Annotated in this window: 10 protein-coding genes; 8 read left to right on the forward strand and 2 right to left on the reverse strand. The window is 56.9% G+C overall.

Going from position 1 to position 13030, the window contains the following annotated elements:
* Positions 1-3: 3 nt before the first annotated feature.
* The 8 genes from nrdF to emrB all read left to right on the forward strand — a co-directional run bounded on the left by nrdF (position 4) and on the right by emrB (position 10096).
* Positions 4-966, forward strand: coding sequence for a class 1b ribonucleoside-diphosphate reductase subunit beta (nrdF, locus tag KFZ77_RS15115; RefSeq protein WP_264384653.1), 963 nt, complete (start codon positions 4-6; stop codon positions 964-966).
* A 364-nt stretch (positions 967-1330) separates the two neighbouring features.
* Positions 1331-2533, forward strand: coding sequence for a glycine betaine/L-proline ABC transporter ATP-binding protein ProV (gene proV, locus KFZ77_RS15120; protein ID WP_031523036.1), 1203 nt, complete (start codon positions 1331-1333; stop codon positions 2531-2533).
* Positions 2526-3671 carry a glycine betaine/L-proline ABC transporter permease ProW gene (proW, locus tag KFZ77_RS15125; protein WP_264384654.1) on the forward strand — a complete coding sequence of 382 codons (1146 nt, stop codon included), beginning with the start codon at positions 2526-2528 and terminating at the stop codon, positions 3669-3671. The genes proV and proW overlap by 8 nt, the downstream gene beginning before the upstream one ends.
* Positions 3672-3773: 102 nt before the next feature.
* Positions 3774-4769, forward strand: a complete 996-nt coding sequence (proX, locus tag KFZ77_RS15130) for a glycine betaine/L-proline ABC transporter substrate-binding protein ProX (protein WP_264384655.1) — start codon at positions 3774-3776, stop codon at positions 4767-4769.
* A gap of 186 nt (positions 4770-4955) precedes the next feature.
* Complete coding sequence (locus KFZ77_RS15135) at positions 4956-6140, forward strand: MFS transporter (protein ID WP_264384656.1); 1185 nt, start codon at positions 4956-4958, stop codon at positions 6138-6140.
* 554 nt (positions 6141-6694) lie between these two features.
* Positions 6695-7228 carry a transcriptional repressor MprA gene (gene mprA, locus KFZ77_RS15140; protein WP_031523030.1) on the forward strand — a complete coding sequence of 178 codons (534 nt, stop codon included), beginning with the start codon at positions 6695-6697 and terminating at the stop codon, positions 7226-7228.
* 135 nt (positions 7229-7363) lie between these two features.
* Positions 7364-8536 carry a multidrug efflux MFS transporter periplasmic adaptor subunit EmrA gene (emrA, locus tag KFZ77_RS15145; protein WP_264384657.1) on the forward strand — a complete coding sequence of 391 codons (1173 nt, stop codon included), beginning with the start codon at positions 7364-7366 and terminating at the stop codon, positions 8534-8536.
* A gap of 15 nt (positions 8537-8551) precedes the next feature.
* The gene (gene emrB / locus KFZ77_RS15150; RefSeq protein ID WP_031523027.1) at positions 8552-10096 is read left to right on the forward strand and encodes a multidrug efflux MFS transporter permease subunit EmrB; all 1545 of its coding nucleotides are present in this window, start codon (positions 8552-8554) and stop codon (positions 10094-10096) included.
* A 606-nt stretch (positions 10097-10702) separates the two neighbouring features.
* Here the strand turns inward: emrB and luxS are convergent.
* The gene (gene luxS / locus KFZ77_RS15155) at positions 10703-11218 is read right to left on the reverse strand and encodes an S-ribosylhomocysteine lyase (protein ID WP_031523025.1); all 516 of its coding nucleotides are present in this window, start codon (positions 11216-11218) and stop codon (positions 10703-10705) included.
* Positions 11219-11372: 154 nt separating this feature from the next.
* Positions 11373-12929: a glutamate--cysteine ligase gene (gshA, locus tag KFZ77_RS15160; RefSeq protein WP_264384658.1), complete on the reverse strand. Its 1557-nt coding sequence runs from the start codon at positions 12927-12929 to the stop codon at positions 11373-11375.
* Positions 12930-13030: the final 101 nt, after the last annotated feature.

The raw sequence follows: 13030 nt of genomic DNA on the forward strand, positions 1-13030 counted from the left end.
AAGATGACCCGTTTAACGCGCCTGTCGGCAATCAACTGGAACAGCATTCAGGACGACAAGGATCTTGAAGTCTGGAACCGCCTGACCAGCAACTTCTGGCTGCCGGAAAAGGTGCCGCTGTCTAACGACATTCCGGCCTGGCAGACCCTGAGCCAGGCGGAGCAGCGCCTGACAATCCGCGTCTTCACCGGCCTGACGCTGCTCGACACCATCCAGAACAGCGTCGGCGCACCGACGTTAATGCAGGATGCCATCACGCCACACGAAGAGGCGGTGCTGTCGAACGTCAGCTTTATGGAAGCCGTGCACGCCCGCTCCTACAGCTCGATTTTTTCCACGCTCTGTCAGACCAAAGAGGTGGACGCCGCCTATGCCTGGAGCGAAGAGAACGCCCCGCTGCAGCGCAAAGCCGACCTGATTATGGCGCAGTACGCCAGCGACGATCCGCTGAAGAAGAAGATTGCCAGCGTGTTCCTGGAGTCGTTCCTGTTCTACTCCGGCTTCTGGCTGCCGATGTACTGGTCCAGCCGCGGCAAGCTGACGAACACCGCCGATCTTATTCGTCTGATCATTCGCGACGAAGCGGTGCACGGCTATTACATTGGCTACAAGTATCAAAAAGGGCTGGAGAAAGTGAGCGAAGGCGAGCGCGAGGCGCTGAAATCCTTTGCCCTCGACCTGCTGATGGATCTCTATGATAACGAACTGGCCTATACGGAGGCGCTGTATGCGGACGTGGGCTGGGCCGATGAGGTTAACGCCTTCCTGTGCTACAACGCCAACAAAGCGCTGATGAATCTCGGTTACGAGGCGCTGTTCCCGGCTGAGATGGCGGAAGTTAACCCGGCGATCCTCGCCGCGCTGTCGCCCAACGCCGATGAAAACCACGATTTCTTCTCCGGGTCCGGCTCCTCGTATGTGATGGGGAAAGCGGTGGAAACCGAAGATGAAGACTGGAATTTCTGACGGCGAATTCAGGTAATTTCATTTCCACATGGGGCGATTTATTCGCCCCATTATTTTTTTATTCGCCATCTATTTTTTTACCCACTATTTTCCCTGGTATTGCTACTGATATTTACATTAATTTCGTAAGAATCCGAACAGTTTCACCCGAAATTACCCGCCAGATTTGCAAAAATATCTGCCTGTAACAATCACCGCTCAGCCCTTATATCATGGGAAACCCGCGCCACCAGCCTTTGGCAAATTCCATGCCACAAATCATTTGAGGGTTGTCTCAGAATCTGAGTATGTTAGGGTATAGCCAGTTTTTATTTCACACACAAATGGTAATACTATCGATATATAACAGGAATAATGTTATTGCATGGCAATTAAATTAGAAGTTAAAAACCTTTATAAAATATTCGGCGAGCACCCCGATCGGGCATTTAAATATATCGACAAAGGGCTTTCGAAAAACGAGATATTAGAGAAAACCGGGCTGTCACTTGGCGTCATTGATGCCAGTCTGGCCATTGAAGAAGGCGAGATATTCGTCATCATGGGATTATCCGGCTCCGGGAAATCCACTATGGTTCGCCTTCTCAATCGCCTGATTGAACCTACCCGTGGACAGGTTTTGATTGATGGCACCGACATCGCCAGAATATCAGACGCCGAGCTCCGCGAGGTGCGCAGGAAAAAGATAGCGATGGTATTCCAGTCCTTCGCCCTGATGCCCCATATGACCGTGGTGGATAATACCGCGTTCGGTATGGAATTAGCCGGCGTGCCGGTGAAAGAGCGTCAGGAAAAAGCCATTGACGCCCTGCGTCAGGTCGGGCTGGAAAATTATGCGCATTCTTATCCGGATGAACTCTCCGGCGGCATGCGTCAGCGTGTCGGTCTGGCGCGCGCGCTGGCAATTAATCCGGATATTTTATTGATGGACGAAGCCTTCTCGGCGCTCGATCCGTTAATTCGCAGCGAAATGCAGGATGAGCTGGTGAAATTACAGTCCAGACATCAGCGCACCATTGTGTTTATTTCCCACGATCTCGACGAAGCCATGCGCATCGGCGACCGCATTGCCATTATGCAAAATGGCGAAGTGGTGCAGGTCGGTACGCCGGATGAAATTCTCAATAATCCGGCCAACGATTATGTGCGCACCTTCTTCCGCGGCGTCGATATTAGCCAGGTGTTCAGCGCCAAAGATATTGCCCGCCGTACGCCGGTGGGGCTGCTGCGCAAAACCCCGGGCTTCGGTCCGCGTTCCGCGCTGAAACTACTTCAGGATGAAGATCGCGACTTCGGTTACGTGATTGAGCGCGGCAACAGGTTTGTTGGCACCGTGTCTATCGATTCCCTGAAAGCCGCCCTCGCTGCCGGCCAGGGGCTGGATGCGGCGCTGCTCGATACGCCGTCAGCCGTTGAGGCCGACACCCCACTGAGCGAACTGCTCACGCCCGTTGGTATCGCGCCTTGCGCCGTGCCGGTGGTGGACGCAGAGCAGCAGTATCTGGGCATCATCTCGAAAGGGATGCTGCTGAAGGCTTTAGATCGCGAGGGGGCAAACAATGAGTAAGCAAACCACTAATCCGTGGGAGACCGGGGCGCAGACCCAGGATGCCGCAAATCAGGCAGCAACCCAGGATGCTGCCAACGGCGCAGACGCGTGGGGCAATGCAGCCGCACCGGCACAGGATGCCGCCAGCGGCAGCGCCGATGCCTGGGGTAGCCCGACGCAGACGCCTACCGATGGCTCAACCGACTGGCTGACCAGCGCACCGGCACCCGCGCCTGAACATTTCAACATCATGGACCCGTTCCATAAGACCCTGATCCCGCTCGACAGCTGGGTTACCGAGGCCATCGACTGGATCGTGCTGCACTTCCGCCCGGTGTTCCAGGGCATCCGCGTGCCGGTGGATTATATCCTCAGCGCGTTCCAGCAGCTGCTGCTCGGCATGCCGGCCCCGGTGGCGATTATCCTGTTCGCGCTGATTGCCTGGCAGATCTCCAGCGTCGGCATGGGCGTTGCGACCCTGGTGTCGCTGATTGCCATCGGTGCCATTGGTGCCTGGTCGCAGGCGATGATCACCCTGGCGCTGGTCCTGACGGCGCTGCTGTTCTGTATTGTCATCGGCCTGCCGCTCGGCATATGGCTGGCGCGCAGCGAACGGGCAGCGAAGATCATTCGGCCCATGCTGGATGCGATGCAGACCACCCCGGCGTTTGTTTATCTGGTGCCGATCGTGATGCTGTTCGGTATCGGCAACGTGCCGGGCGTGGTAGTGACCATTATCTTTGCCCTGCCGCCAGTGGTGCGCCTCACCATTCTCGGTATCAACCAGGTGCCGGCTGACCTGATCGAGGCCTCGCGCTCGTTCGGTGCCAGCCCGCGTCAGATGCTGTTTAAAGTGCAGCTCCCGCTGGCCATGCCGACCATCATGGCAGGCATCAACCAGACGCTGATGCTGGCGCTGTCGATGGTGGTTATCGCCTCGATGATCGCCGTGGGTGGTCTGGGCCAGATGGTACTGCGCGGTATTGGCCGACTCGATATGGGTCTTGCTACCGTGGGCGGTGTGGGGATTGTGATCCTCGCCATCATCCTTGACCGTCTGACCCAGGCGATGGGCCGTGATTCCCGGTCACGCGGCAACCGCCGCTGGTACACCTCCGGTCCGATTGGTCTGGTCACGCGTCCTTTCATTAAATAATCGCCTCTGCGCCCGGCGCAATCCTGCCGGGCGCGATGCGTTATCCGCGGTGGTTTTCCCACCGGCACAGCACCACTCTGAACATCACAATAAGGAACAACGATGCGACATAGCGTAATTCTTGCTACGGCCCTTGCCACCCTTGTTTCCACCAGCACTTTTGCCGCCGACCTGCCGGGTAAAGGCATCACCGTGCAGCCGGTGCAGAGCACCATCACTGAAGAGTCGTTCCAGACGCTGCTGGTCAGCCGCGCGCTGGAGAAACTCGGCTATACCGTGAACGCCACCAGCGAAGTGGATTACAACGTCGGGTACACCTCGTTGGCTGCTGGCGATGCCACGTTTACCGCCGTGAACTGGCAGCCACTGCATGACGACATGTACGCGGCAGCAGGCGGCGATAACAAGTTCTACCGTGAAGGGGTATTCGTCACCGGCGCGGCGCAGGGTTATCTCATCGACCGTAAAACCGCCGAGCAGTATAAAATCACCAACATTGAGCAGCTTAAAGATCCGAAAATCGCGAAGCTGTTTGATACCAACGGCGACGGCAAAGCGGATATGACCGGCTGCACGCCTGGCTGGGGCTGCGAAGCGGTGATTAATCATCAGATGGATGCTTACGGCCTGAAAAATACCGTGGTGCATAACCAGGGTAACTATGCCGCCATGATGGCGGATACCATCACCCGCTTCAAAGAGGGCAAACCGGTGCTGTACTACACCTGGACGCCGTACTGGGTAAGCGACGTGCTGAAGCCGGGTAAAGATGTGGTCTGGCTGCAGGTGCCGTTCTCTTCCCTGCCGGGTGAGCAGAAAGACATTGATACCAAACTGCCGAACGGCGCTAACTACGGCTTCCCGGTGAACACCATGCACATCGTGGCGAACAAGGCCTGGGCTGAGAAGAACCCGGCCGCCGCGAAGCTGTTTGCCGTGATGAAGCTGCCGATCGCTGACATCAACGCTCAGAATGCGATGATGCGTGCAGGGAAATCCTCAGAAGCCGACGTGCAGGGTCACGTTGACGGCTGGATCAAAGCGCACCAGCAGCAGTTCGACGGCTGGGTGAAAGAAGCACTGGCCGCCCAGAAGTAACCGTACGTTAACCTTCTCTTCAGCCCCTCCCCTCACGGCGAGGGGCTTTTTTATGGGCAGGCGCGTGCAACACAACAACGGCGCGCCGCCAGCCGCAAAGCGCACAAACCAACACCTTCCCGTCCTCACCTCCGCCGCGCAATTGGTTATGATGTCCTCCTGGCAAAGGAAACATAACTCATATAAATGAATAAACACGATCAAGGGCTTAGCCCGGCGCTTATCGCGCTGATGTCTGTCGCCACTGGCCTTGCTGTCGCCAGTAACTATTACGCACAACCGCTGCTCGACACCATCGCGCGCGCCTTCTCCCTCAGTGCAAATCAGGCGGGCTTTATCGTTACCGCCGCTCAGCTCGGCTATGCGGCAGGCTTGCTGCTGCTGGTGCCGCTCGGCGATATGTTTGAACGCCGCAGGCTGATTGTGGTGATGACGCTGCTGGCCGCCGGCGGGCTGCTGATCACCGCCTCCAGTCAGTCGCTGGGAATGATGATCCTCGGCACGGCCCTCACCGGCCTGTTCAGCGTGGTGGCACAGATCCTCGTCCCGCTGGCGGCGACGCTCGCCACGCCGGAGACGCGCGGTAAAGTGGTCGGCACCATCATGAGCGGCCTGCTGCTCGGCATTCTGCTGGCCCGCACCGTCTCCGGGCTGCTCGCCAGCCTCGGCGGCTGGCGCACCGTATTCTGGGTCGCGTCGGGGTTGATGGTGGTGATGGCGTTCGCGCTGTGGCGCGGCCTGCCGAAGATGAAATCAGAAACTCACCTTAACTATCCGCAGCTGCTCGGCTCGGTGTTCAGCCTGTTTACCCGCAATCCGCTGCTGCGTACCCGGGCGCTGCTGGGCTGCCTGACGTTCGCTAACTTCAGCATCCTCTGGACTTCGATGGCGTTTCTGCTGGCCGCGCCACCGTTTAACTTCTCCGATGGCACCATCGGCCTGTTCGGGCTGGCGGGTGCCGCAGGCGCGCTGGGCGCACGACCGGTCGGCGGACTGGTGGATAAAGGCAAAGCGCATCACACTACTACCTGGGGATTAGTGCTGCTGCTGCTGTCATGGATTGCGCTGGCGGCCGGGCAGTATTCGGTGCTGGCGCTGATGGTCGGCATCCTGGTGCTCGATCTGATGGTCCAGGGGGTACACATCACCAATCAGAGCGTGATCTACCGGGTGCAGCCCGATGCGCGTAACCGTCTTACTGCGGGCTATATGACCAGCTACTTTATTGGTGGTGCCGCCGGGTCGCTGATCTCGGCATCGGCATATCAGCACGCTGGATGGAACGGGGTATGTATCGCCGGTGCGGTGGTGGCCCTGCTAAATCTGGTAGTGTGGTGGCGAGGATATCACCGCCAGAGCGAGATCCACTGATCGCGTACAGTCCTCTTTACGCCCTTAACCGCCCTTTCAGGGTGTTAAGGGCGTAAACACTCTGATAAGGTTAAGGGGTGTTATTGAATCGAGTGATTTTAACGTTGGTGATTTATTACATCTGACATGGATATTTCTGCGATGCGTCCGCCAGCCACTTATGGCCCGACGGTACGACTACCAGAAGGTACACTTGATGCCCGGCCCGACTTACGCCGCGGCGCGCCACCTGCCTTCCCTCTCGCATTAAGCGCCTGTGTAACAGGCGTTAAGATACTCGATCTCTCCTTTCCCGCCGCTGCGCCCGCCAACCGTGCGAACGTTCGATGCCTGACGCGATGTCGGCAGGCCGCGCTGCGTCCGGCGCGCAGGCGTCTGGCCGCGACGGGAAACATCACGCCAGCAGCGTACCGCTGCTTCTGTTGCGCATGATGGATTGATGCGCAACCCCTGACGGTAACGCAATGTATGAAGCATAACGCAGACAAATATTACATTTACTTTATTTGTTACCGTCGTTACTATATCGGCTGCAATTAATGAGGTCACACCTGATGGATAGTTCGTTTACGCCCATTGAACAAATGCTAAAATTTCGCGCCAGTCGCTACGAAGATTTCCCGTACCAGGAGATCCTTCTGACGCGTCTCTGTATGCATATGCAGGGTAAGCTGCTGGAAAACCGCAATAAGATGCTGAAAGCTCAGGGGATTAACGAGACGCTGTTTATGGCGTTGATTACGCTTGAGTCTCAGGAGAATCACAGCATTCAGCCTTCCGAGCTGAGCTGTGCGCTTGGCTCATCCCGTACTAACGCTACGCGTATCGCTGACGAACTGGAAAAGCGTGGCTGGATTGAGCGCCGTGAAAGCGACAATGACCGCCGCTGCCTGCACCTGCATCTCACGGATAAAGGTCATGAGTTCCTGCGCCAGGTACTTCCCCCTCAGCACAACTGCCTGCACCACCTCTGGGCTGCCCTGAGCGTGGCGGAAAAAGAGCAGCTGGAGCACATCACTCGCAAGTTACTTACCCGTCTCGACCAGATGGATGAGGACGAAACCCTCATCGCCGCCACCGCGAAGTAACGATAGCGGCTCGTTTCGCAAACGTCCGTTCGCTTTGTACGAGATACACTGACAGGCCAGCAGTTTACTGCTGGCCTTTCTGATAAAACAGGTCGGCTCAGCCGATGACAAAAAAAGTAGATCGTGGAGAAAAACATGAGCGCAAATGCGGAGAACACCCCCCCGCAGCAAGCGGTGAATAAATCCGGCAAGCGCAAGCGCGTGCTGCTGATTTTGACCCTGCTCTTTATTGTTATTGCTTTGGCATGGGGTATTTACTGGTTTCTGGTGCTGCGTTATGCCGAAGAGACCGACGACGCTTACGTGGCGGGTAACCAGGTACAGATCATGTCCCAGGTGTCCGGCAGCGTAACCAAAGTCTGGGCTGAGAATACCGACTTCGTGAAGCAGGGCGATGTGCTGGTCACCCTCGATCCGACCGATGCCCAGCAGGCGTTTGAAAAAGCGCAGACCGCGCTGGCCTCGAGCGTACGCCAGACCCGTCAGCTGATGATCAACAGCAAGCAGCTGCAGGCCAGCATTGAGGTACAGAAGACTGCGCTCGCGCAGGCGCAGAGCGACTTCAACCGCCGCGTGCCGCTCGGCAGCGCTAACCTGATTGGCCGTGAGGAGCTGCAGCACGCGCGTGACGCCGTTGCCAGTGCCCAGGCGCAGCTCGATGTGGCTATCCAGCAGTACAACGCCAACCAGGCGATGGTACTCAACACCACGCTGGAAGATCAGCCGGCAGTGAAAGACGCGGCTACCGAAGTGCGTAATGCCTGGCTTGCCCTGCAGCGTACGAAAATCGTCAGCCCGATCACCGGCTACGTTTCGCGTCGCGCGGTCCAGCCGGGGGCGCAAATCAGCCCGACCACACCGCTGATGGCGGTGGTGCCTGCAACCCATCTGTGGGTCGATGCTAACTTCAAAGAGACCCAGCTGGCGCACATGCGTATCGGCCAGCCGGCTACCGTGGTGAGCGACATCTACGGCGATGACGTGAAGTACACCGGCAAAGTGGTGGGCCTGGATATGGGCACTGGCAGCGCCTTCTCGCTGCTCCCCGCCCAGAACGCGACCGGGAACTGGATCAAAGTGGTTCAGCGTCTGCCGGTGCGTATCGAGCTGGATCAAAAGCAGCTGACCGATCATCCGCTGCGTATCGGGCTTTCCACGCTGGTGACGGTAGACACCACCACCCGCGACGGTGCGATGCTGGCGACCCAGACCCGCGCTGCGCCGGCCTACGAGAGCAACGCGCGCGAAATCAAACTTGAGCCGGTCAACAAGCTCATCAACGAAATCGTGCAGGCGAACGCGGGCTAAGCGGCGGAGGAAGTCATGCAACAGCCACAGCGAAAACCGCTGGAAGGCGCGCAGCTGGTCATTATGACCATCGCGCTATCGCTTGCGACGTTTATGCAGGTGCTGGACTCCACCATCGCGAACGTGGCGATCCCCACCATCGCCGGTAACCTTGGCTCTTCCATGAGCCAGGGGACCTGGGTTATCACCTCTTTCGGGGTGGCGAACGCCATCTCGATTCCGCTCACCGGCTGGCTGGCAAAGCGCTTCGGGGAAGTAAAGCTGTTCCTGTGGTCGACCATCGCCTTTGTGATCGCCTCCTGGGCGTGTGGCATGTCGACCAGCCTGAACATGCTGATCTTCTTCCGCGTGTTGCAGGGGATTGTTGCCGGGCCGCTGATCCCGCTGTCCCAGAGTCTGCTGCTGAGCAACTACCCGCCGGCGAAACGCTCGGTGGCGCTGGCGCTCTGGTCGATGACGGTGATCGTCGCGCCGATCTTCGGGCCGATTCTTGGCGGCTGGATCAGCGACAACTACCACTGGGGCTGGATCTTCTTTATCAACGTGCCGATCGGTGCGCTGGTGGTGCTGCTGACGCTGCAGACGCTGCGCAACCGGGAAACCCGGACCGAGCAGCGGCGTATTGATGCCGTGGGGCTGGCGCTGCTGGTGGTGGGGATTGGTAGCCTGCAGGTGATGCTCGACCAGGGCAAGGAGCTGGACTGGTTCGCATCAACCGAAATCATCGTGCTGACCATTGTGGCGGTGGTGGCGCTTAGCTTCCTGATTGTCTGGGAGCTGACCGACGAGAATCCGATAGTCGATCTCTCGTTGTTTAAATCGCGCAACTTTACCATTGGCTGTCTGTGTATCAGCCTGGCGTACATGCTCTACTTCGGGTCGATTGTGCTGCTACCGCAGCTGCTCCAGGAGGTGTATGGCTATACCGCCACCTGGGCCGGGCTGGCATCTGCGCCGGTCGGGATCATACCGGTACTGCTGTCGCCGATCATCGGGCGTTTCGCACATCGCCTCGATATGCGTCGCCTCGTGACCTTCAGCTTTATTATGTACGCCGTCTGCTTCTACTGGCGCGCGTACACCTTCGAGCCGGGTATGGATTTCGGGGCGTCGGCCTGGCCGCAGTTTATTCAGGGCTTTGCTGTGGCGTGCTTCTTTATGCCGCTTACCACCATTACCCTGTCCGGTTTACCGCCGGAGCGGCTGGCGGCGGCATCGAGCCTGTCGAACTTTACCCGTACCCTGGCGGGGTCGATTGGCACCTCCATTACCACCACGCTGTGGACCAACCGCGAGTCGATGCACCATGCACAGCTGAGCGAGTCGGTGAATGCGTTCAATCCGAACGCGCAGCAGATGTACAGCCAGCTGGAAGGGATGGGCATGACGCAGCAGCAGGCGTCGGGCTATATTGCCCAGCAGATCACCAATCAGGGGCTGATCATCTCCGCAAACGAGATCTTCTGGGTGTCGGCTGGCGTGTTCCTTCTGCTGTTAACGCTGGTCTGGTTTGCCAGACCGCCGTTTGGCGCCGGAAGCGGCGGCGGTGGAGCACACTGAAAAAAGCGCCAGCGATGGCGCTTTTTTTTGCGCATCATTCCCTGCGCTTAACGTTTTCTGAAATCGTCGTGAAGCAATATTCGGAACCGAATTAATCGGCGGCATATTTGTATTAAGAAACAACGCATTTTTCATAATACGCAGCCTGCCAGCACATATCCCACCAAAAGCGGTAGATTCTTTTTATTTCTGCGTCACGTATAATCGCGGCGCTGCATGCTATAGCTTTCAAGGTCTTAACATTTATTCTATATAAATCAACGCCTTTAACCTGCATACTCACTGTACTTAGGATTATTCCTGGTATAAGATATATCCGCTATTACACGTCAAGGTTCAGAACGAATGAAGTACTCCCCAGGCGCCATCTATTTTATGGCAGGTCTGCTGGCATCTATTGTCCTGTGCGCGATAGTGCTGTTTACTGTTGTGGTTAATTGATAGTTTTAAAAAAAGAAACGCGACTACGTTTTCATTTGCTTATCTTCAATACCCGGCAAGCTACCTCTGATCAATAACGTTTGCTTCCCGTCAGCATCATGACGCTGGATTGCAGACAATAAAAAACCACCCCGCAGGGTGGTTTTTTTATCACTCAATGTGCCGCTAGATGTGCAACTCCTGCAGTTTCTCTTTCGGCAGCGCCAGCTCGTCGTTGCTGTTGACGCGAACGTCGTGCTCCAGAATGTGGCGCGCGATATCCTGCGCTTCCTGCAACGAGTGCATCTGGTACGTACCGCACTGGTAAACGTTCAGTTCCGGGATCTGGTTCTGCTCTTTCACCTTCAGCACGTCAGCCATTGCCGCTTTCCAGGCATCGGCAACGCGTTGCTCGTCCGGCTGACCAATCAGGCTCATGTAGAAACCGGTACGGCAGCCCATCGGAGAGATGTCGATAATTTCGACACCGTTGCCGTTCAGGTGATCGCGCATAAAGCCAGCAAACAGATGCTCAAGCGTGTGAATGCCCTTTTCCGGCATCACTTCTTTATTCGGGATGCAAAAACGCAGATCGAATACGGTGATAGTGTCACCGTGCGGGGTGTTCATGGTCTTTGCCACACGTACAGCAGGCGCTTCCATACGGGTATGGTCAACTGTGAAGCTATCCAACAATGGCATCTGTCACCTCCGATAGTGATTTTTTTTAAAATTAACTGAACTAATTCTTTCTGGCCGACTCTCAGTATATGAAAGACGCGCATTTGTTATCATCATCATCCCTGAGTTCAGAGATGACAGTTTGGCCACATTATTGTGGCCTTTTTCTTTTCTGTCAGGCGTTACGCTGCAGGAAACGTTCAAACGGCTCGCTGTCCGACGCTTCGATCTCCTGCTGACGCACCAGCGATGCATCACGCTCGCGAGAGAAATCGTCCTCTTTCAGGATCTCCAGCGGCTCTTCGCGCAGCTCGGCGCGATACTGCTCTGCCAGCGCCCGGCCGGTCCCGCCAATCCCTTCATCAATCATCGAACGCAGAATACGCGCCGAGAAGGTCAGCTCAGGATCGTCAAAGCTCGCCACCAGGTTGTCGCATACCTTCTGATACGCGTCGCCGCCGGCGATACCGTCAAGCGTCTGCGCCACGCGCTTCAGGTCGCGGAACAGATTTTTACCCACCTCCGGCAGCGGGTGCTGGGCAGTTTCGCAGCCCACACCCAGCGTCAGGCCTGGCTTGCGGCCTTCCAGAATCACGCGATTCCAGTTAGTACGGGTGCACAGCAGCTCATCGCTGCTCATCTCCGGCGCATCCGCCAGCACACACCAGATCAAGAACAGGTCGAGGAAGCGCACCTGCTGCTCGTCCACGCCCGTTGCCGAGAACGGGTTGATGTCGAGGGAACGCACTTCGATGTATTCAATCCCGCCACGCATCAGCGCATCAGACGGCGTTTCACCGCTGCGCGTAACGCGCTTAGGACGGATCGGGGCGTAGAGTTCGTTTTCAATCTGCAGAATGTTGGTGTTGATCTGCAGCAGCTTGCCGTCTTTTTCCAGCCCCAGCGCCGCGTACTCTTCCGACGGCGTTTTGATCGCGCGCTTCAATCCTGCCACATAGGTGTGCAGATCGTTAAACGTAATTCCGAGATTGCTTTGCGACTTATTGGTATAACCCAGGTCGCTCAGGCGCAGCGAGGTGGCGTACGGCAGGTAGTACATGCCGCATTCGGTCTTCTCAAACGGCAGCGTGGTCGGCTTACCCTGTAAGAAAGAAGCGCAGATCGCAGGAGAGGCACCGAACAGGTAAGGAATTACCCAGCCAAAACGGTAGTAGTTGCGGATCAGACGGAAATAGCCGGCCGAGATCGCTTCTTTACCGCTCTGCTCATCCTGCACATCACATTTCGCCTGCCAGAAAGCCAGCGGCAGCGAGAAATTAAAATGCACGCCGGAAATGGTCTGCATCAGCGCGCCATAGCGGTTCTTCAGCCCTTCACGGTACAGCGTCTTCAGACGGCCAATATTCGAGCTGCCGTATTGCGCCAGCTCGATGTCATGCCCCTCTTCCACATAGCAAGGCATGCTGAGCGGCCACAGACGCTCGTCGCCGATATTACGCGCGGCATAACGATGAATATCGCGCATCACCGTCAGCATATGGTCGATGTCGCCATCAACCGGCGTGATGAATTCCAGCAGTGCTTCTGCGAAGTCGGTGGTGATCCAGCTATGGGTCAGTGCTGCGCCCAGGGCTTCCGGATGCCCCGTTGTCGCAAGGCTTCCTTCCGGGGTGACGCGCAGCGTTTCGCGCTCCAGCCCACGACGGATACCCTCAACTGCCTGAGGGTGTGCTTCCAGCCAGGCCAGCGCCTGTGATACGTCCGGGATCAAATTGACCTCCCGCCTGTCGAAATATTTTTATTAAGCATAATTGTAATGGTTGATGATTAAGAACGTCGTCTTTAATCGTATGATCAGCGCGCTTATTACCG

Source organism: Siccibacter colletis, from assembly GCF_025914095.1.
Taxonomy (GTDB): Bacteria; Pseudomonadota; Gammaproteobacteria; order Enterobacterales; family Enterobacteriaceae; genus Siccibacter; species Siccibacter colletis.

Excerpts from the sequence above, each read along its gene's own strand:
- proV (WP_031523036.1), top strand. The coding sequence starts at position 1,331 with ATGGCAATTAAATTAGAAGTTAAAAACCTTTATAAAATATTCGGCGAG.
- mprA (WP_031523030.1), top strand. The coding sequence starts at position 6,695 with ATGGATAGTTCGTTTACGCCCATTGAACAAATGCTAAAATTTCGCGCC.
- emrA (WP_264384657.1), top strand. The coding sequence starts at position 7,364 with ATGAGCGCAAATGCGGAGAACACCCCCCCGCAGCAAGCGGTGAATAAA.
- luxS (WP_031523025.1), bottom strand. The coding sequence starts at position 11,218 with ATGCCATTGTTGGATAGCTTCACAGTTGACCATACCCGTATGGAAGCG.
- emrB (WP_031523027.1), top strand. The coding sequence starts at position 8,552 with ATGCAACAGCCACAGCGAAAACCGCTGGAAGGCGCGCAGCTGGTCATT.
- nrdF (WP_264384653.1), top strand. The coding sequence starts at position 4 with ATGACCCGTTTAACGCGCCTGTCGGCAATCAACTGGAACAGCATTCAG.
- KFZ77_RS15135 (WP_264384656.1), top strand. The coding sequence starts at position 4,956 with ATGAATAAACACGATCAAGGGCTTAGCCCGGCGCTTATCGCGCTGATG.
- proX (WP_264384655.1), top strand. The coding sequence starts at position 3,774 with ATGCGACATAGCGTAATTCTTGCTACGGCCCTTGCCACCCTTGTTTCC.
- proW (WP_264384654.1), top strand. The coding sequence starts at position 2,526 with ATGAGTAAGCAAACCACTAATCCGTGGGAGACCGGGGCGCAGACCCAG.